This window comes from Sporolactobacillus sp. BBK16-2 (assembly GCF_059878335.1).
This window is the reverse complement of the sequence record NZ_CM187611.1, coordinates 3,453,164-3,473,819: the sequence shown is the minus strand read 5'-3', so window position 1 is coordinate 3,473,819 and position 20,656 is coordinate 3,453,164. Positions and strand designations below refer to the sequence as shown.

Sequence of the window (20,656 nt, the reverse complement as noted above, 5' to 3'; positions counted from 1 at the left end):
AGGAGAAAGAATGATGTATCAAGAACAACCCGTTAAGACCGATGTAAAAAGCACCGAACAGAAATTGCCAAGTCTCCCGGTCAGTACGATTTGGATGATTAGTTTTGGGTTTTTGGGCGTGCAAATGGCATTCTCATTACAAAGTTCAAATATGGGACGGATCTTCCAGACGATTGGCGCAGATCCTACTAAACTCGGTTTCTTCTTTATCTTGCCTCCGCTGGCAGGTTTAGTTGTTCAACCCTTAGTTGGTTATTTTTCCGACCGCACGTGGATACCAAAACTTGGTCGCCGTATCCCTTATCTGCTCATCGGAGCCATTGTTGCTGTCATTGTCATGTGCCTATTGCCTAATTCAGGCAGTTTTGGTTTTGGTTTTGGTTCAATGACAGCACTGACATTCGGAGCCATCACGATTCTGTTTATGGATCTGTCATCAAACGTTGCTATGCAACCGTTTAAAATGATGGTTGGCGATATGGTTAACGAGGAGCAAAAAGGGTTTGCCTATTCTATTCAAAGCTTTCTCTCAAACAGCGGCGCTGTGCTGGCTTGTATTTTTCCCTTTGTTTTAACCGTGCTGGGCACGTCAAACAGTGCACCAAAAGGGGTTGTTCCTCAATCAGTTGTTATTTCATTTTATGCCGGAGCAATTATTTTAATTGTCTGCAGTTTAATTACGATATTCAAGGTTAAAGAGTATTCACCTTCTGAGTATGCATTCTATCACGGGATCACAGATAAAACCGCTCAGAGAGAAAGTAACATTTTCAAACTGCTTGTCCATGCACCAAAAGTTTTCTGGACCGTTACTATCGTGCAACTCTTCTGCTGGATGGGTTTTCAGTATTTGTGGACTTACGGCGCAGGTGCCGTTGCTAAGAATGTTTGGCAGACGATTGATCCAACAAGCGCAGCTTATCAAGACGCCGGGAACTGGTTTGGTATTTTATCAGCTGTGTATTCATTTGCTGCCGTTTTGTGGTCACTTGTCTTGTCGCGCCTGCCAAATGATAAACGCAAACCGGCTTATGCCTTCAGCCTGTTGCTAGGCGGTATCGGTTTTGGTTCAGTATTCTTCATTCATAATCAATGGGCATTGATCGTTTCATTTATCTTGATCGGTATAACCTGGGCTGCTATGATGACATTCCCATTCACAATACTGACCAATGCTTTGTCTGGCGAGAATATGGGAACGTATCTCGGACTGTTCAATGGAAGCATTTGTTTGCCGCAAATTATTGCATCCTGTGCAAGCTTTGCCTTATTCCCGGCGTTTGGATCATCGATGCCGTCAATGATTTTATTTTCAGGTGTTATGCTGATTATCGGTGCATTCTCTGTTTCAATTATCAAAGAAACCTATGCAGAATAAGTTAATCAGCAATATTAATTGAAACCGCTTTGATTTTTGCTTGACGATGCAACCGGTTGCATTTAATATAAGAGCATGAAAGAGCATTCAAAATGGACATACGAGGAGGAATTGGCATGCAGCGAATTTTTGAAATTGACCCTTGGGAAGTCGTTACCCATAAATTAGACAAAGAAAACAAACGGGTGCAAGAAAGTATGACTAGTATTGGAAACGGCTACATGGGCATGCGTGGGTTTTTTGAAGAAAGTTATAGCGGAGACACACTGCAAGGACTTTACATCGGGGGGGTTTGGTTCCCTGACAAGACACGCGTTGGATGGTGGAAGAACGGCTATCCAAAGTACTTCGGCAAAGCGATCAATGCTGTTAACTTCATCAAAACAAACGTATTGATTAACAGCGAACCGATTGATTTAGCCAGTGATTCGATCAGCGGCTTTAAATTGCAGTTGGACATGAGACGTTCCATACTATCACGGGAATTTATTGTTGAAAAGGGCGACGCTAAATTAAAAGTATCCATTAATCGCTTTGTCAGCGCCGCACAAAAAGAATTATTCGTGGATGCTTATCAATTTGAAAACGAGGGTTCAACGCCTTTTAAATTAACCGTAAATACCCAAATTGACGCTGATGTTCAAAATGAAGATGCAAATTACGGAGAACGTTTCTGGAAAGTTTTAGATAAGTCCCAAAGTAATACCAAAGGTCATGTTGTAGCGATCACTAAAGAAAATCAGTTCGGTACTCCTCGATTTATCGTTGGTAATGAGATGGTCAACAAAACGGATTTGACTGCTGAAAAGACGGATGAATTAGAATTAGCCGTTCAAAACCAGTTCAGTAAAGAACTTGTACCAAGTGACACAGCTTATTTTGAAAAACGTGTCGTTGTCATTACTTCACGCGATTACGATGACCAAGCGAGTTTAATCAAAGCCATGCATGAATTAGCTGCCAAAATTGCGGATGAAAAGTTAGCCGATTTACAGGCGGCTCACACACATGTTTGGGCACAACGTTGGAAAAAATCCGATGTTGAAATTGACGGCGATGCTGCTGCACAACAAGGAATTCGTTTCAACCTGTATCAATTATTCTCTACGTACTATGGTGAAGATGATCGGCTGAACATTGGCCCTAAGGGCTTTACTGGCGAAAAGTATGGTGGTGCCACCTATTGGGATACCGAAGCATTTGCCGTTCCAATGTACTTAGGAGTTACCGATTCTACAGTGACCCGAAACTTGTTAATGTACCGTTATAAGCAGCTCGATGGTGCTTATGTCAACGCTAAAGAACAAGGCTTAAAGGGTGCGCTATATCCGATGGTGACGTTCAACGGAATTGAATGCCATAATGAATGGGAAATTACCTTTGAAGAAATTCATCGAAACGGCGATATCGCATTTGCCATTTACAACTACACCCGATATACAGGTGATAAATCCTATGTATTAAACGAAGGCAGCAAGGTCTTAACCGAAATTTCTCGCTTCTGGGCAGATCGGGTACATTATTCACAACGTAAGGATCAATACATGATTCACGGTGTAACCGGTCCAGATGAATATCAAAACAACATCAATAACAACTGGTATACGAACTACCTGGCACAATGGACTTTGAAATACACACTTGAAATATTGGATGAAGTTTCATCCGAACAAGCAGTTCAATTAAATGTTTCTAATGAAGAAAAGAAACAATGGAAAGAGATCATCAACAAGATGTACTTACCAGAAGACAAGAAACTTGGCATCTTTGTTCAGGACGACGGATTCCTGGATAAAGATTTAAAACCGGTCAGTGAACTTCCAGCTGATCAATTGCCGATTAACCAGCATTGGTCATGGGATAAAATTTTACGTTCGCCATACATCAAGCAAGGTGACGTTCTTCAAGGAATATGGGACTTTATCGATGAATTCACACCGGAACAAAAGAAAGCCAACTTTGACTTCTATGAGCCTTTAACCGTTCATGAATCAAGTTTATCTGCTTCGATTCATTCGATTTTAGCTGCCGACCTGCATTACGAAGATAAGGCAGTTGAAATGTATGAACGGACCTCCCGCTTAGACTTAGATAACTATAACAACGATACTGCCGATGGACTGCATATTACCTCAATGACCGGTAGCTGGCTCGCCATCGTGCAAGGCTTTGCAGGCATGCGCGTTCGCAATAATCAACTACACTTTGATCCATTCTTACCGAAGAAATGGGAAGGGTATCGCTTCCGGATCAACTTCCGTGGACGGATCATCCAAGTTGCTGTCGATCATGTGGGAACACGGATCACATTAGTTTCTGGTGAACCGCTCACCATTGATGTTAAAGGACAAAACGTTCAACTGGATTCAGAAACCGTCACGGCTTAAATTCATATTGAGTGAGTTTCTGCATTTATCCCTAAAGTATAGAGGAAAGTTAGGGGGTAGTAACGGTGAAAATTACGCAAGCAACGATTGGTTCAATTGTTGATGAGCCAATTACACAATATACCTTAGAAAACGATCACCATGTTCAGGTCGTCTGTATGTCCTATGCAGCAACTTGGCAAGGATTTATGGTTCCAGATCAAAATGTCAAATTACACAATTTGATTTTACGATTCGATGACATCAACACGTATTTGACGAATCCATTTCATGTTGGTAATACCATCGGTCGCGTAGGTGGCCGACTTAAAAATAGCAGCTTCGCCATTAACGGCATTAAATACCATGTTCCTGCAAACGAAGGTCCGAATTTAATTCATGGCGGCAACCATGGCTTTTCCAGTTGGAATTGGCATGCCGCTATGGAAAGCCTTCAAAATGCAGTGAACGTGACATTTAGTCGGAAGATAGCAACTCAAGATGATGGTTTTCCGGGAAATATTGAGGTGAAAATCTCATACACCCTAGACAATCAAAACAAAGTCACGATTCAATTTTTTGGTCAAAGTGATGCAGATACGCTCTTCAATCCGATGACGCATGTATATTTTAATTTGAGCGATGACCAAGAAACCATTATGAATCATGAATTGCAGATCAATAGCCTGCAACACGTTGAAGTCGATGATCAAAAACTGCCGACCGGTCGTTTACTTGAACATAGTGGAACGGCATTTGATTTTTCTAAACCTGTAATGTTGCAAAAAGCGCTCGCACAGCTACAAAAAGAAATGGGTAAAAACCAATTTGACGACGCATTCAAATTGGTCGGCCAAGAACATCCAGCTGTTGTGATTCGGGATAACGCTTCCCACCGTCAAATTCGCGTTTATTCTAACCGAAATGGTATCGTGATGTTCACGGCCAATCCTGAAGTGATTGGAAAATCGAAGGAATGGGAAGCAAGCCATCCCTATAATGGTGTGGCAATCGAAGCACAGACGCTTCCGGATGCCATTCATCATCCGGAATTTGGCGATATCGTATTAAAAGCGAATCAGCCGAAAGTATATACCGTACACTATCAATACGAAGAAATTTAATGAGAGGGGAAAATTGCTTGACAAACTTTAATGATATTAAGGGATTCATCTTTGATTTGGATGGCGTAATCGCGCTGACATCTAAGTATCACAGTCAGGCTTGGCATCAGATTGCCGATGAGTTGGATGCGACATGGACAAAATCACTTGAAGATGGGCTCAAAGGGATCAGTCGAATGGACTCTTTAGAAATGATTTTGAAAGCTGGCAATAAAGAAAACGACTATACCGAAGAAGAAAAAATCAAATTAGCGGCAAAGAAAAATGACAATTATTTGGCGCTTATTGGAAATATGAATAATGATGATCTTTTACCTGGAATACCAGAGTTCTTAGAAGATTTAATGGCCCACAATTATAAGATTTGTTTGGCATCTGCTTCAAAGAATTCTTCAATTATTCTTAAAAAGTTAAACCTGGCAAGATATTTTCCAGCTGTTGTCGATCCATCTAAACTGAAAAAAGGAAAGCCAGATCCTGAAATTTATATTCGTGGAGCTGAACTGTTGAACTTGAAGCCTGAAGAATGCATTGGAATTGAAGATGCCGCTGCAGGGATTCAATCCATTAATGGTGCTGGTGAAACATCAATTGGTATTGGTGATACACAAGAACTAAGTGCCGCTGATATTCTTTTCTCAAGCACAAAAGACATGACATTAGCGAACATTGAAGCTGCAATGAAAGTTAACGCATAAATCGATCATTTAAATTGTTTTCAGTGTAAGAGGCTGTCCCAAAAGGTCAGCAGATGAAAGACGAGAGGGAATTTTTATCCCTCTCGTTTTTTCGCGTTTCTGGATAAAAATCATAGAAAAAAATCGCCAATTCTCTTAAAATGAAATTATCCCGAATCTCAATAAAAGAAGGCGATTTTTTTGAAAAACATTATCTTCGAAAAGTATAACATGCATCAACTCATTCTTCCAATGGATTTCAGCGACAGTATTCCCAAAAGCCATATATGACAGGACTGCTATAAGAGAGCAATTTATTAGGAGTATGCCTTGCTTCAGCATTTTTTCTCAGTGGCTTAAATTTCTTGCCATCTAAATGATTTTTCAGGTCCATTTTATTGACAAAGAGAAGTTGTGCCGGATCTTTATTGCCATCTTCATCATAACCGCCGACAATAACTTTTTCTACGATGCTCTCAAAAGTGAACCAATCAAATTGATTCAACGCCTTATTCTGTTCCAGGGTCTTCTTGAATTGCTCCAACCTAGCTGGCTAATTTGATTTTACAACTGGCCAATATAAACAAATTCATTCAAGAAAACGGAGAATTTTCAATGTCTTCTTTTCAAGTATTACATTCTATTATAAAAAGGAAATAGATAATGGTCTAGAAGATTTTTAGTTTGTGTAATAAAACCTCACTTACACCCATTACGGAGAATCGTATCATAAGTAAATGAGGTTATTCATCCAAACTGGACGCAAATATGTGTCAATACATCGATCTCTAGATAACGTAATTTATTTCATTGATCTATTGACATGAAACTAAAACAAATCTACCTGAATTTTTTTGACTTTTAATGGAACAATCGTTCCTATCATGATAAGCACTTTTAACAAGAGAATCAACCTTGTAGGCAAACGCATAATAAGTGGGCAACAGTTAATATTAAAAGCAGTTGAATACATGTAGTTAATTTGGAAAGAACAGAAAATGCTAATGATTTTTTATAGGAGAAAGAACGAGGATGCAGAGTAAAAAAACAGGATGGAACTTTGACAACAGTTATGCGCGCTTGCCGAAATCATTTTTTTCCAGCATTAACCCAACTCCTGTACGTTCACCAAAGTTGGACATTCTTAATAATCGTTTGGCAGCATCCCTGGGTTTGAACGTTCAGGAACTACAAAGCGAATATAGTACAGCTGTATTTGCCGGAAACAAAATTCCTGAAGGTGCTTCGCCTCTTGCTCAAGCCTATGCGGGTCATCAATTCGGTCATTTTACCCTATTAGGTGATGGACGAGCTGTGCTGTTAGGCGAGCAGATTACGCCCCAAGGTGAGCGGTTTGATATTCAGCTTAAGGGGCCGGGTAGAACGCCTTACTCCCGCGGAGGCGACGGGCGCGCGGCACTTGGACCAATGCTACGCGAATACATCATCAGTGAAGCCATGCATGCACTTGGTATTCCAACCACCCGCAGTCTAGCGGTTGTGGCAACCGGTGAGTCAGTAATCCGTGAAACCGAACTTCCAGGTGCAGTTCTAACCCGTGTGGCTGCCAGCCATCTGCGCGTCGGTACTTTTCAATACGTCGCAGAATGGGGAACAGGAGAGGAACTCCGGATCCTGGCTGATTATACACTAAAGCGTCATTTTCCATACGTTGAGGCTGATGTGAACCGATATCTTTTACTGCTTCAGGAAGTGATCAAGCGGCAGGCTGAGCTTATCGCTAAATGGCAGCTTGTTGGCTTTATTCATGGAGTGATGAACACCGACAACATGGCGATCAGTGGAGAAACCATCGACTATGGTCCTTGCGCCTTCATGGATGCCTATGATCCGGACACGGTATTCAGTTCTATTGACCGTCGAGGTCGATATGCTTATGGCAATCAACCGCGTATTGCAGTGTGGAATCTCGCACGATTGGCTGAAAGCTTATTGCCGCTTTTGGCTGAAAATCAGGAGCAGGCTGTTGAAATGGCCCAGGATAAAGTTTCAGATTTTACTGCGCTTTATCAGTCGAATTGGCTAGCGGGAATGAGAGCAAAGCTGGGGCTATTTAACGAAGAGGAACAGGACCAAGCCCTTATCGATAGCCTCCTCAATATGATAAAGAAGTATCATGCAGACTATACCAATACTTTCCGTGCGTTAACTTTAAATACTCTAGAGGATGCGGAGCTGTTTGGAACCTCAGAATTCGAAGAGTGGCATAAGCGTTGGCAGGAGCGGCTAGACAGGCAAGAGGAATCGAAAGAAGCGGCGTATACATTGATGCGGAATAGCAATCCCGCGATCATCCCACGGAACCACCGGGTAGAAGAGGCACTAAAGGCGGCAGTGGAAAACGGAGATTACAACGTGATGGAACGGCTATTGGATGTTCTTTCAAAACCTTACGCTTACTCCACCGAACAGATTGAATACGCGAAACTACCTGTGTCAACAACTTCCTATCAAACCTTTTGCGGTACATGAAAGAGAAGATAATGAGGAAAGAAGAACGATTCTTTCTGATTGCTCAACCTGAGTTGATGAAATAAAAATAAACTGTGGAAGTAGCTCATTCTTGGATGAGCTACTTCCACAGTTTTTTGTTGTATACGATCATAAAATTAATTCTGCGCAACACATATTTAAGAAGTAAACCACTTTATTTAGCATTATCGAGCGAAGAATTAATAGGCAGCACTCTAACCTTTTTTCGATTAAACAAGATAATCGCAGGAATAATGTAAATCAACCAAACAATGAGCTGTACACTGCTTAAATGATCCGTATAACCAACGAGGGCATGCAGAATCCCGCCAATCGCTCCGTGACGGTCCAGCACATGTTCCCAATTATAAAGATAAACACCTGGTTGAATGATACCAAGCTCTATAAATTCGTGAACGGCATTAATGAGTAAGCCTGCAGCTACGATAATTAACAGGTTGCCCATCACTTGAAAAAAGGTTTTTAGATTAATTTTCGCTGATCCTTGGTAAATGCCCCATCCAATTAATATGGCTACGATTAAACCGACTAATGTACCTGAACCGAGAGATAATCCATTCCCTTTTCCATCCACAGCAATCGCTAGAAGAAACATGACTAATTCTAATCCTTCTCGTATTATTGTAATGAATGCCAAGAGTATAAGTTGGAAGGTCCCGCCATTGCTTTTCAGCGCCGTATCAATCGATGCCTGAATACCTTTATTCATCCCGGGACTATTCTTTTTCATCCAAAAGGTCATATATGACAATATACCAACAGCAACTAAAAAAATGGCCGCTTCTATGTAAAGCTGACCGTGCCATTCTTCGCCGTCGGTTAATAGGTAAAGAATGGAGCCGACAATAATTGAGAAGGCAATAGCAATTCCCGCGCCAATCCAGACAGGTCTAAACGTATTTTTTCTATTCAATCCGCGCAAATAAGAAAAAATGATTCCTAGAATCAGAGAAATTTCCAATCCTTCGCGCAAGGCAACTAAAAATGCGGCTCCAAACATAATATCGCTCCTTTTAATGAAACTCACGAATTTGATACTGATAATCATTATCATATATGACAATGATTATTTGTCAATAACTTTAATAATGGAAGAGTGAGAAGTTCTGTGTAAATAATACAAAAAGATAACCCTTAAATGGGGTTTTATGGTATTCAATTTTTACCACAAGCGAGGAGAAAAAATCACCAAGGGTTATCGTGTTTCTAAAGCAGCAACCGCTTGGATTAGAGGACGAATTACTTGGGCGCGCCGCTGGAGTAAACGAATGAATACTTTATATCTAATTGAAAATCTGGGACCCGCCGCTTCGTGGATTAATCTATGGCAAGTCTATCGTGAGCGCACATCTCACTTCAAGAACAATATCTCATTCTAAGAATTAATGCACAGGCGAACGACTTGCGCGTCATTAATCATTTAATGAAAAAACCGCCTTATCGTTCTGTATATTTTTATAAACAAGTTATCTTAAAAATGGACGAACAGCTTTTTAAACATCTGGTTGATCAATTCGATGAGGTTACTCGAGAACTGAAGGTTTTTTAACAGGATTAGGAAGCTCAAAATTTATACTTTCAAAAAATCATTTTTATTGTCAATTGCAAATGATTTAAAGCTTCTAGGGTGCTTACCAGTAATTTGATAAAAGTCATCCGTTACGTTTTTAGCGGTTCCCATTCGGGTCATAAAATATAAAGCCACAGTAACGTTTACATACGTTTTGTTGAGCTTTCTTTTTTTAATGTACACGCTTCGATAGTTAAGAAAGGAGGGCTTTGCATAGGTAATTTTTCTGCCTAATACATTTGAAAGAATTTCTGCAACTTGGTAATAATCTAATGCTTCCGGTCCTGTAATTGTATGTGCTGTGTTTACATAGTTCTGGTAGTTATGCAGGATGAACGCTGTAGCCTCTCCAATGTCCTTTGCATCAATAAAACTTGTCTTACTTTTTCCTGCGGGTACAAAAATAGTGTCTTGTTCACGAATTTCTACAGCATGAACACCTGAAATGTTTTGCATAAAAAATCCTGGTCGAATATGGGCAAAAGGAATTTCTAGTTTTTCAATATATTTTTCTATTTTGTAATGGGGAGGAATGCTATTTTTTTCGATCCCCATTAAAGACAGAAAACATACAAGTTTAATTCCATGATTCTTCATGCATTCTATGAACGGAAAAAGATCTTCGGGCTTTCCTAAATGAGGAGGTCTCATTAAAAAGACTCGATCTACACCCTTTAACGCATTTTCAAAGGTTGAAGGGTCAGTGAAATCAAATTTAACATCTGTTGAATGTTCTAAGGCAGGTAATCGATTATTTGTTGTGTAGGAACGGACAACAATTTCTCCTAATTCCACTAATGTGTGCGAAACAAATGTACCACAGTTCCCGGATGCTCCAGTGACTAAAATTTTACCCAATTTCATTTCTCCTCTGCTAATATCTGATTTGCTTTACTGATTAAGTGAACCAATTGTCTAAAATCATCTTGCCCCATCTTCGTTTCTAAGGTATATAGCATTTTTAAGTATTCTTTATAAGATTCATTGACGAGCTCTTTGGCTAGTGAAGTTGGAGCTATTTTATAACTTCTCCCATCTGTTTGATCAGAGTGTTTTATTAAGTATTTTTTTCTATTCAAGGAATTAATCATTTCAGTAACCATTGGTTTTGATACTGCGAAGAATTGAGCAATTTGTAAAGGGGTTACCGCTTCTTTACTTCTGACTAAATAGATTAAAACACCCATTTCACTATTGCGAATCGGAATATTTTTCTTTACATTAATTTGTGTTCGGCAAAATTGTGCAATAATTTCTGCACTTTGGTACATTTCGTCCATGACGTCACCCCAATATAGTTAATCTACTGAACTAATTTTAGTTCATCTGCTTAACTATTTCAATAGATTTAACACGCAACAATCATCCAGGATTTTTAAAGTGTGTTTGATTCATTTTTTTTGGTGCAAGATAATGAGAGCTTGGAAGAGACCAACCATACTTGGACACTAAAAAACCTCACTTATATCAGTACGGTAGCAGTAATGAAAAATTTTTCAGTCATTTTTTTGTCAGTTTATGTTCTGTTCATTTATTATAAAAGTAGAGCAAAATCATGAGAGGAGGGTGTTGTTTTATGCGGCTGCTGAGTGATCCAAGTGATCAAAAAGATAAGGCAAAGATTAAGCGCGGGAAATTGAAAACAAAGATCCTTGTGGTGTCGGGAATTTTGACGGCCGCAGCTGCTGTTTTCAAGGTGACGGAAAGTATGGTCGGTCGTTACTTTTATCGTCTGGCCATTGCACGGGAGCAATCGCCTCATCGGAAAAATCTTGATCCGGCAGTATCGAAGGAGCACTTTTCATCGGTCATAAAAGCACGGATTGGCGAGCGCAAGGCTGTGAACGAACGCTTTCTCCAGGAGTGTCCGCCGACTGACTTTTTTTTAAATGCATCCGATGGTTTGAAGCTGCATGCTTGCCGGTTTGATGCTCATCCGGAAGGCCATCGTTGGGTGGTACTTTTGCATGGATATATGAATGAAGGTTCCTATATGTTCTACTATGCATCGGTTTTTGCTGACCATGGTTTTAATGCTCTCGTTCCGGATTTGCGTGGAGCGGGGCAGAGCGAAGGAGATTATATTGGCATGGGTTGGAACGATCGGCTGGATGTGGTCGGCTGGATTCATGAGATCATCAAATCGGATCCGCAGGCACAGATTGTCATTTTCGGCATTTCAATGGGTGCCGCAACCGCGATGATGACGGCGGGGGAGGAGCTTCCTGAACATGTTGTCTGCGTTGTGGAGGATTGCGGTTATACGTCGGTGGCCGATGAATTCGCATATGAATTACGCAATCTTTTTCGTCTGCCTGCGTTCCCTATCCTTCGATTTGCTGACCGAGTCACACGGTCTCGTGCTGGTTACGGCATTTTTGAAGCATCGGCCGTTGAACAATTGAAAAAAGCAAAAGTACCAATTTTGTTTATTCATGGCGAACAGGATACATTTGTTCCAACGAGCATGGTGCATCGCGTGTACGAAGCCGCAGCCGGAGAAAAGGAGCTTTTGCTCGTAAAGAATGCTACGCATGCCGCCTCGTCACTTGTCGACCCCGACTTGTATTTTTCAACACTCTTCCGTTTTATTGAGAAACATATGAGTATCCGTAATTGAATGAAGACGCTTAGGGAGAACAGAGTATGACTCCAATTGTTCAATCATATGAGTGAGACGATTTAATTTTTCCGAATATGTTTTCTACTCGCAAACACATAGAATAGGTAAAGCTTGAAAACGATGGAGGCACCATGTGGCTAAAAGATCTCTTCTTTCATATTCATTATTGCAACAGCAGAGAAGGTCGTGAATCTGGAAATGAAACGAGAAGCATCACCAGAACGCTTCAACATCATGAATTGATCTGCTTTTCCTCGGGAAAAGGTCATATTGCTATTGGGAAGAAAAAGTACCTTCTAGAGAAGGACATGCTTTTCTATATTTGTCCTGCTGTTATGCATTCCATTGAGATCGATGGTAGTGAACCCCTTTGTTTTCAATCTGTACATTTTAGTTATGGACATGTGTACCTTGCCGATAATCATTGGGAAATAAAAAATGAAACACGACTACTGCCGCTGCATGAGGCGCAGGTATTAAAGGATCATTATCAAGTGAATGATCTGTTTCATAAGCTGGTAAGTCGCTGGGATGCGAAACAGCCTGGGTACGAATTTGCAGCCAAGATCTTGCTTCAGCAATTAATCGCAGTCATTTTTGAAACCATGAAAAAGCAGAATCAAAAGGCCACAGCATTTTTAAAGGTTGAGCAAGTCATCGAGTTTATGCAGCAACGGATAGATCATCGCATAACTTTAAGCAGATTGTCAGATCTGGTGAAATTGTCACCGGCTTACTTATCCAGAATTTTTAAGGATACCACGGGCTATACCGTCATTGCTTTTTTCAACAGGATGAAAATTGATAAGGCAAAAGCATTGTTGGTAGAGAGCGATAAAAAGATAAAAGAAATCGCAGAAGAATTGGGATTCACCGATGAATTTTATTTCAGCAGGGTATTTAAAAAAATTGAAGGCATGAGTCCTTCAGAATTTTATAGCAAAAATGTCCATGGAATCTAATATTGTTCATGTAATAAAGGCCATTCTTCAGCTAGTATGAGGATGTTATTGTTCATTATGTGGGACGATCAATGAATCATCAGCAGAAGGGTGGCTTTTTTTTGCCGATTTGGAAAAGAAATTTAATTTTTTGCTGGTTTGGCATGTTTGCCACGGGTATCGGCATGAGTCAAATCGCTCCGGTGTTGCCGCTTTATATTCGGCATCTTGGTGTCCACAATGCAGCTGCAATCGCCCAATTATCCGGGATTGCCTTTGGCATTACGTTTATTCTTTCGGCAATTTTCTCACCCATTTGGGGCGCGGCGGCTGACCGGTTTGGGAGAAAACCAATGCTTTTGCGTGCAAGCCTCGGTATGGCACTTGTGATTGGCTGCATGGGTTTTGCACCTAACGTCTATGTGCTCATTGGCTTGAGACTGCTGCAAGGAGTGATCACCGGTTATAGCACGGCTTGCACAACATTAATTGCCACTCAGACAGATAATGAGCATGCCGGATGGGCGCTGGGTACGTTATCAACAGCAAACATTGCCGGTTCTTTACTGGGTCCAATGATCGGTGGATTCATATCGGAATTCGCCGGTATTCAAAATGTGTTTTTTATTACCGGTGCACTGATGCTTGTTGCCTTTTTAACCACGATTTTCTTTGTGAAAGAGGAATTTCATCGTGAGGATCATAAGGTACTGCGCAGCGGGGAAGTGTGGGCAAGTATTCCGGAAAAAAGCTTAACCGTTACCTTGTTTGTCACTGCTTTTATTTTAACGGTTGCTCTCTATTCAGCGGAGCCGATTATTACTGTGTACGTGGCACACATTGCTCATAGTACCAGTCATATTGCTCTTTTTGCGGGCATGGCTTTCTCTGCTTCCGGACTGGCAAACATTCTGGCGGCGCCTAGACTAGGGAAACTTTCGGATCGAATCGGTGCTCAAAAAGTGATACTCGCAGCGCTTATTCTTGCCGGAATCCTTTTTATTCCCATGGCATTCGTGAACAATCCATGGCAATTAATTGGCCTTAGATTCTTATTCGGCTTAACCGCGGCGGGTCTGATGCCCTCAATTAACATTCTGGTGAAAAAGATCACCCCTGATGCACTCACAGGCAGAATTTTCGGATTCAGCATGTCTGCAATGTATTTGGGTGTATTCAGCGGGTCCGTATTTGGCGGACAGGCTGCTGCCTGGTTCGGCATCCGATCTGTATTTTATATGACTGCTGCGTTGCTGCTCATTAATGCATTATGGGTTTATTTTAGAATTTATCGAAAAATAAGCATCAATGATCGTCATCGTGTATCACACAAGGCCATTTGAAATAGGAAAGGAAATGATTATGGATAAGAAACAAGCAGGAACGGAACGTTTAACAGCGGCTAAAACGGCTCTTATAGTTATTGATCTGCAGAATGGTATTGTCAACAGTCCACGTGCGCCTTATACAGGTGTGCAGGTTGTTCAAAAGGCGAGCAGCATGGTTCGTAAATTTCTGGAAAAAGGTGCCTTTGTCGTTCTTGTCCGTGTTGCCACATTTGATGGAAAAGATATGCTGAGGCCTAATACTGATCAAAGCAGCCGTTCCAACCGGTTCAGTGAGGGCTGGGATCAATGGGTACCTGAGTTAGCAGACTTTACGAACGCTTATACGATGACTAAAAGGCAATGGGGCGCATTCTATGGCACAGATCTTGACGCGCAATTGCGCCGTCGCGGTATTCAAACTGTTGTGCTTTGCGGCATTTCTACAGGAATTGGTGTCGACACGACCGCACGTGAAGCTTATCAGCATGGCTACTCGCAAATTTTTGTTGAGGATGCAATGACCGCTTCAACCAAAGAAGAACATGATTATGTGTGTCACTATATTTTCCCGCGGATTGGGAGAATTCGGACATGCGATGAAGTACTACGTTTGTTAAGCGATGAGTAATACAGGGAAGGTTAAAGTTGTTTATTTGACCTAAAAAATAGTCTGCATCGGTCAATGAACGGGTATAGCTAAATAAAACGATCCGATTCATGCCATTATGAGGCAAGAACCGGATCGTTTTTTAATTCATAACCCTTTTTACCAAGCGGGAACTACAGAACCATGAAATGTTTTACTAATGTATGCTTTGATTTGAGGCGAATGATAGTAATTCTTTATTTGCTTAACGACCTTATCATTTTTATTCTTTGTTCGAACGACGAAATAGTTTGGATAACTATCGTCATAATTAGTCCTAAAAAGAACACCTTTTTCATTAAAAATTCCCCCGTTGCAAGCAAAGTCATTTTATCTTAGCCGATAAACAGCTAATAAATATAATTAATATTATGAGTTAACTCCGAATTAAAAACAAGTGAGAGGATGATTCATATTTCTTGTCTGAGAGGTGAAATGCATTTAGTTTAAAAAATCTCCTTGAGTAAGCAAATGCATTATTTTTTGCTGCAAGGAAGTCAGAAGATGGTTCGAGCGATAAACAAGCTGAATTAAAAACTCAGGCTGCGGCTGATCGCTTAAAGTGAGTGCGGCAACAGGATCTTGCGGCAAAAGAGCGGTTTCGCTAAGCAGGCTGATACCGACTCCGCCGGAAACCATGCCTTTAATGATTGGTACGTCATTCGTTTGATAGATGATGGTCGGCTTAATTTGTGCCTGCTCACTGAACTGGTGGAAGGCAATGGAATGCACAAAGCGTTCATTGAGCTGAATGAAGGACTCGTTCTTAAGATCTTGAAACGCAACTGAACCCGCATGTGCTAAGGGATGATTGGGACTGACAATCACTTTAAACTTTTTTCTTGCGAGTAAATGGACGGTAAACTTTGAGTCCTTAATGGGCTGGGTAGAGCTTAAAAGGGCTAAATCCAGTTTTCCGCTTTTCAATTGGTTTAAAAGCGATTTCGACCCGTCTTCGCGTGTATCCAAATGAGAAAGCCAATTCTTTTCTAAAAGTTTGGCTGAAAGAGCGGGGAAAAGTGAACTGCCAATTATAGGGGGAAGTCCAAAGCGAACGCGTTCTTGCTTGATTGCTGTAAGTTCCAACTTGGCAGCATCAAGTTCCTGCAAAATTTGGGTGACATGTTTTTCGAATTGTCTGCCGCTTTCTGTAAAAATCAGCTCTTTATGCGATTGATCACGAATGACCAGCTGCACATCCAGCTCTTTTTCGAGCCGTTGAACAGCTGCCGTGATGGTAGGCTGACTGACATTGAAATACTGTGCGACTTTTGTGAAATTCTTTTCTCGAAAGAGCTGTATAAAATAATTGAGATCTCGTATATTCATCAGTATTGACGCCTCGCTTGCTCTCAGCTTGTCCCGTTTTCTATAGTTTACCATCTCGTGAATTGGTTTGTCGCCGCTGCTTTGTTAGATCTGAGCATCAGCTCTATGAAGTGACCTAAAAAAAAGTAGACAAACACGAACATATGGTCTATTATAAATTGTGAGAATAATGAATACTTTTGGATGAAAGAACCTTGTTGCTGTTTCCAACTCGATTTTACCGCTTTAAGTTACCTTCTATGCCGCCATCCTTTTTTTTAACCTCTTTTTCTTAGATGCCCATTTTTTCGCAGTCCATTTCATTTCTAATTGAATAAACAAAGGAGAGAGTTTATAGTGGCCTCGATGATTTATGCAATAAAATGCCCCTGCTGCGGACGTTCCGCAATTAAAGATGATTATTACAAAACGGATGAGTATTATATCTATTGCTTGCGCTGTGGTTATAATCACACCAAATTAATTGTAAGCGAAACTGCTCAAAGTGTTGAATACAAGGAAGAAAAGTATGATGGGAATGGTATCTTTATTTTGGTCAATAAAGACGGAAGCCGTAAAAGTATGTTGTTGAATAAGGTTACAGAAGAGCATTTAGAAGAGCATAAGGCTTTATTCGAGGATGATACTGTTGATCAGGGAAAAAGCTACTTAGTCTCTTTTAAAGATGGAGTATTTTCCATTCTGGGCGGCAATCCCCCTGAAAATTTTCATCTGTCATTTGAAGACTACAAGGAAAAGATGTTTGCGAAGTATGGGGAATCTGAATGTGATTTCATGGTTCCTATTGAGGAATAGGAAAAATGTTAAAAAAACAGCCCGCACCTGATCCAAGGTACGAGCTGAATGGAAGAAAATGATTTATTTAACAAGCCGATCCCAAAGGACGACTTGTCCATTTTTCAATGATTTTTGAACATCAATGATGCGTTGGTTGGCGCTGCCGCGGAACTGCAAGGTCAAGTCTTTCTGAGTGAGCTCGAAGCGGCCGTCTACCAAAATATTAATTTTTGACAGAAGTTCGCGCTTGTCTTCAGAGTCTTGCTGCAATTCTTCCCACGTATAGCCTGTCCATGACCAAACATCTTTAGTATGCTTGTATTCGCTGCGGAGCCGATCCACCAGCGACAGGCAAACCTGTGTGTTTAAGAACGGTTCGCCGCCGAGCAGGGTCAGTCCCTGGACATAAGGCTGTCCAATATCTTCAATGATTTTGTCTTCCAAATCCTTGGTGTACGGCTGTCCATAGCGAAAGTTCTGAGCCGCTTTATTGTAGCATCCGGGGCAGTCAAAAGGACAGCCGCTGACATAGAGACTGCAGCGCACGCCTTCGCCATCGACAAAATTAAATGGTTTATAGCTGGCAATATAGTTCTGACTTAATTTTTCTGCCAGCCATGTCTTTGGGTTCGGATTTCGTGGCCCTGTTCTTTCTATGTTTTTGACCATCAGGTGCTCCCCCTTTTATTGTCGAGCAATCGTGTTGCTGTCATTACCAAGCGTTATATGTTTTACGCGTGATGCGATTTCAACGTGGCGGCCGTGAATCATCGGACGCTGCTGCGGATTTCCTAAATAGCCGCAGGTGCGTTTCACTACGTCGCATGTTTGTGGGTCGTTGTTGCCGCATTCCGGGCATTCAAAGCCGCGATCCGTCGGCTTGAATTCACCTTTGAATCCGCATTTGAAGCATTGGTCAATCGGCGTATTGGTCCCTAAATAACCGACACGATCATAGGCATAGTCCCAGACAGCTTCCAAAGCTTTTGGGTTTTGTTTCAGATTTGGATACTCGCAGTAGTGAATGAATCCGCCGGCACAATATGGCGGGAAATCTTTTTCAAAATCCAATTTTTCAAATGGTGTCGGCGCTTTTCGAACATCATAGTGAAAACTGTTGGTATAGTACTCTTTGTCGGTAATATCCTTTACTTTACCGAATTTCTCGGTGTCTTTGCGGCAGAATTTGTCCGTCAGACTTTCACTTGGCGTGCTGTATACGCTGAAATGATAGCCGTATTCATTTTCCCAATCCCGGCAATGTTCCCAAAGCTTTTTCACGACGCTGATTGCGAAATCCTTCGCTTCTTGATTGGTTTCCCATGCACTGCCGTAAAAAACAGTACCGACTTCATAAAGGCCGATGTAGCCAAGTGACACGGTCGCACGAGAATTCTTAAAGAGTTCATCGACAGAGTCCGTTCGTTTTAATCGTTTACCGAAAGCTCCGTATTGGTAAAGAATTGGTGCGTTTTCCGGTGTTGCCTGCTTTGCGCGTTCCACTTTAAAGACCAGTGCTTCTTTGCAGATTTGAAGCCGTTCTTCGAGAATTTTCCAGAAGCTTTCCTTGTCTCCCTTTGATTCCATGGCAATGCGAGGCAGATTAACGGTAACGACACCGAGATTCATTCGCCCGGAGTTCACCTCTTGGCCGTTCTCATCATGCCAGCCTTGCAGGAAAGATCGGCAGCCCATCGGCGCTTTAAAGCTCCCCGTCAGTTCAATGAGCTTGTCATACATCAGCACGTCAGGATACATCCGCTTGGTTGCGCATTCTACAGCCAGTTGCTTAATATCATAATTCGGATCACTTGGATTAAGGTTGAGCCCGCGCTTCAAACTGAATACAAGCTTAGGAAAAATTGCGGTGCGGTGCTCCTTCCCTAATCCATCAATACGGATATGCAGAATTGCTTTTTGAATGGCTCGTTCGATCCAATTCGTTCCAAGGCCGAAGCCTAAAGTCGTAAATGGAGTCTGCCCCTGAGAGGAGTACAAAGTATTAATTTCATACTCTAATGCCTGCATTGCGTCATAGATGTCTTTTTTAGTTTTTTTGCGAGCAAATGCTTGCTGACGTTCGTCGCCATCGACCCATTCTTTGGCATCGACTAAATGCTTGTCATAGTTCTTTTTCGCAAATGGAGCGAGAAGCTCGTCCACGCGGTCGGCTGAACATCCGCCGTATTGACTGGAAGCAACGTTGGCTATAATTTGCGCCATTTGAGCTGTGGCGGTTTGTATGGAGTGCGGCGGCTCGACATCAGCGTTGCCAATTTTAAAGCCATGATTGAGCATTTCATTAAAGTCGATCAGACAGCAGTTGGTCATCGGGCTGTATGGCTGGTAGTCTAAGTCATGCCAATGAATTTCGCCTTTTAGTTGAGCATTGGCTACCTGTGGCGGAAGCATTTTCAGTCCGATTGCCTTGGCAACGGTTCCTGCGGTCAAATCTCTTTGCGTATTAAATACATGGCTGTCCTTGTTCGCATTTTCGTTCACAATGGTTTTATCTTTATGAAGTAATTTGCGAATCGTGAAGTTGATATCGGTTGCTTGGTTACGCGAGAAATCGCGTTGGGTCCGATAATTAATGTATTCTTGAGCGATGTCATACTGGTGATGGGTCAAAAGTGTCTGCTCAACGATATTTTGAATCTCGTAAATCTTAACATCATTATGGAACCGCGATTCAATTTCAGCGATAACATCATTAGTAATTTCATTAATTAATTGATAGGTTAGCGGATCTAATTCGCCGAGGACATGTTTTGCTGCTTTTAGCAGGGCGGTTGTGATCTTCTCGGTGTTGAAATCTATAACACGACCATCACGTTTCAGAACGTTGATCGTCAGTTGATTGGCTAGTGTTTTCTGTTTTGTATCTAGCACTATGAATACCCCCTTTTAAACAATTACTCAATCTATAATAGGAGATTATTGAACATCTTTCAATCAATATATAGGAAATAAAACTCTGAAAAACTCATTGAGAGCACTATATATTGTATTGTGGTGGGAAAAATCCAACTTGTGACAAGCCTGTGAAAGATGTGTCGGAACACAAATTCTGTAACTTGTATCTATCCTTTATGATAATAATAGAAAAACAAAAAATTTATAGTCAATATGTGTTTCGGTATAACCACTGGTCTAATGGCAAATGTCATCGGGGTCTCGATTTATGATTTAATTATTTAATTCATTTTTTAATCGAGTCAAAGAGGGCGCTGTTTCTTTAGAAAGTGTCCTCACATCCTTTTGTCAACCGTTTGACATATTTACCTATTGAAAAATAGTTGATACGGGGTAAAAATGTACATAATTGATCTAATACAGAGAGACAGAGTCAAAAGCATCCTAATCGTATAAATGATAGATTG

The 20,656-nt window shown here is 41.2% G+C and carries 17 protein-coding genes and 1 pseudogene; 10 read left to right on the top strand and 8 right to left on the bottom strand.

Features of this window, described 5'->3' with window-relative positions:
- The first annotated feature begins 13 nt into the window (after positions 1–13).
- The 4 genes from AC6F33_RS17085 to pgmB all read left to right on the top strand — a co-directional run bounded on the left by AC6F33_RS17085 (position 14) and on the right by pgmB (position 5,566).
- The gene (locus tag AC6F33_RS17085; protein WP_028977177.1) at positions 14–1,378 is read left to right on the top strand and encodes an SLC45 family MFS transporter; all 1,365 of its coding nucleotides are present in this window, start codon (positions 14–16) and stop codon (positions 1,376–1,378) included.
- A 110-nt stretch (positions 1,379–1,488) separates the two neighbouring features.
- Positions 1,489–3,765, top strand: a complete 2,277-nt coding sequence (locus AC6F33_RS17080; protein ID WP_500778179.1) for a glycoside hydrolase family 65 protein — start codon at positions 1,489–1,491, stop codon at positions 3,763–3,765.
- A 65-nt stretch (positions 3,766–3,830) separates the two neighbouring features.
- Complete coding sequence (locus AC6F33_RS17075; protein ID WP_500777515.1) at positions 3,831–4,868, top strand: aldose epimerase family protein; 1,038 nt, start codon at positions 3,831–3,833, stop codon at positions 4,866–4,868.
- 17 nt (positions 4,869–4,885) lie between these two features.
- A complete protein-coding gene (gene pgmB / locus AC6F33_RS17070) occupies positions 4,886–5,566 on the top strand; it encodes a beta-phosphoglucomutase (RefSeq protein WP_028977174.1) in 681 nt (226 codons plus the stop codon).
- A 238-nt stretch (positions 5,567–5,804) separates the two neighbouring features.
- Here the strand turns inward: pgmB and AC6F33_RS17065 are convergent, their stop codons facing one another.
- Positions 5,805–6,050, bottom strand: coding sequence for a hypothetical protein (locus AC6F33_RS17065; RefSeq protein WP_500777514.1), 246 nt, complete (start codon positions 6,048–6,050; stop codon positions 5,805–5,807).
- A gap of 527 nt (positions 6,051–6,577) precedes the next feature.
- On the opposite strand from AC6F33_RS17065, the gene AC6F33_RS17060 reads away from it, so the two are divergent.
- Positions 6,578–8,038 carry a protein adenylyltransferase SelO gene (locus tag AC6F33_RS17060; RefSeq protein ID WP_500777513.1) on the top strand — a complete coding sequence of 487 codons (1,461 nt, stop codon included), beginning with the start codon at positions 6,578–6,580 and terminating at the stop codon, positions 8,036–8,038.
- 175 nt (positions 8,039–8,213) lie between these two features.
- On the opposite strand, the gene AC6F33_RS17055 is transcribed toward AC6F33_RS17060, so the two are convergent.
- From AC6F33_RS17055 to AC6F33_RS17045, 3 genes are all read right to left on the bottom strand, one after another.
- Positions 8,214–9,059 (bottom strand): FTR1 family iron permease, encoded by an 846-nt coding sequence (locus AC6F33_RS17055; RefSeq protein WP_500777512.1) that lies wholly within the window; start codon positions 9,057–9,059, stop codon positions 8,214–8,216.
- A 570-nt stretch (positions 9,060–9,629) separates the two neighbouring features.
- On the bottom strand, positions 9,630–10,493 hold the full coding sequence (locus AC6F33_RS17050) for an SDR family oxidoreductase (RefSeq protein WP_500777511.1): 864 nt from the start codon (positions 10,491–10,493) through the stop codon (positions 9,630–9,632).
- Positions 10,490–10,909 (bottom strand): MarR family winged helix-turn-helix transcriptional regulator, encoded by a 420-nt coding sequence (locus AC6F33_RS17045; protein ID WP_500777510.1) that lies wholly within the window; start codon positions 10,907–10,909, stop codon positions 10,490–10,492. The genes AC6F33_RS17050 and AC6F33_RS17045 overlap by 4 nt, the downstream gene beginning before the upstream one ends.
- 296 nt (positions 10,910–11,205) lie before the next feature.
- Between AC6F33_RS17045 and AC6F33_RS17040 the strand changes: the two genes are divergently transcribed.
- The 4 genes from AC6F33_RS17040 to AC6F33_RS17025 all read left to right on the top strand — a co-directional run bounded on the left by AC6F33_RS17040 (position 11,206) and on the right by AC6F33_RS17025 (position 15,149).
- A complete protein-coding gene (locus AC6F33_RS17040) occupies positions 11,206–12,249 on the top strand; it encodes an alpha/beta hydrolase (protein ID WP_500777509.1) in 1,044 nt (347 codons plus the stop codon).
- Between the two features lie 134 nt (positions 12,250–12,383).
- The gene (locus AC6F33_RS17035; protein ID WP_500777508.1) at positions 12,384–13,214 is read left to right on the top strand and encodes a helix-turn-helix domain-containing protein; all 831 of its coding nucleotides are present in this window, start codon (positions 12,384–12,386) and stop codon (positions 13,212–13,214) included.
- A gap of 101 nt (positions 13,215–13,315) precedes the next feature.
- Positions 13,316–14,536, top strand: a complete 1,221-nt coding sequence (locus tag AC6F33_RS17030) for a multidrug efflux MFS transporter (protein WP_500778178.1) — start codon at positions 13,316–13,318, stop codon at positions 14,534–14,536.
- 19 nt (positions 14,537–14,555) lie between these two features.
- Positions 14,556–15,149, top strand: a complete 594-nt coding sequence (locus AC6F33_RS17025; RefSeq protein ID WP_500777507.1) for a hydrolase — start codon at positions 14,556–14,558, stop codon at positions 15,147–15,149.
- Between the two features lie 138 nt (positions 15,150–15,287).
- On the opposite strand, the pseudogene AC6F33_RS17020 reads toward AC6F33_RS17025, so the two are convergent.
- Both AC6F33_RS17020 and AC6F33_RS17015 read right to left on the bottom strand, forming a co-directional pair.
- Positions 15,288–15,482 (bottom strand): annotated as a pseudogene (locus tag AC6F33_RS17020) (MetQ/NlpA family ABC transporter substrate-binding protein); the annotation flags it as partial.
- A gap of 126 nt (positions 15,483–15,608) precedes the next feature.
- Complete coding sequence (locus AC6F33_RS17015) at positions 15,609–16,496, bottom strand: LysR family transcriptional regulator (RefSeq protein ID WP_500777506.1); 888 nt, start codon at positions 16,494–16,496, stop codon at positions 15,609–15,611.
- Positions 16,497–16,832: 336 nt separating this feature from the next.
- On the opposite strand from AC6F33_RS17015, the gene AC6F33_RS17010 reads away from it, so the two are divergent.
- Positions 16,833–17,291 carry a hypothetical protein gene (locus AC6F33_RS17010; protein ID WP_255748729.1) on the top strand — a complete coding sequence of 153 codons (459 nt, stop codon included), beginning with the start codon at positions 16,833–16,835 and terminating at the stop codon, positions 17,289–17,291.
- A gap of 63 nt (positions 17,292–17,354) precedes the next feature.
- Here the strand turns inward: AC6F33_RS17010 and nrdG are convergent, their stop codons facing one another.
- Together nrdG and nrdD are read right to left on the bottom strand one after the other, a co-directional pair.
- A complete protein-coding gene (gene nrdG / locus AC6F33_RS17005; RefSeq protein ID WP_500777505.1) occupies positions 17,355–17,942 on the bottom strand; it encodes an anaerobic ribonucleoside-triphosphate reductase activating protein in 588 nt (195 codons plus the stop codon).
- Positions 17,943–17,957: 15 nt separating this feature from the next.
- Positions 17,958–20,165: an anaerobic ribonucleoside-triphosphate reductase gene (gene nrdD / locus AC6F33_RS17000; protein ID WP_500777504.1), complete on the bottom strand. Its 2,208-nt coding sequence runs from the start codon at positions 20,163–20,165 to the stop codon at positions 17,958–17,960.
- Positions 20,166–20,656: the final 491 nt, after the last annotated feature.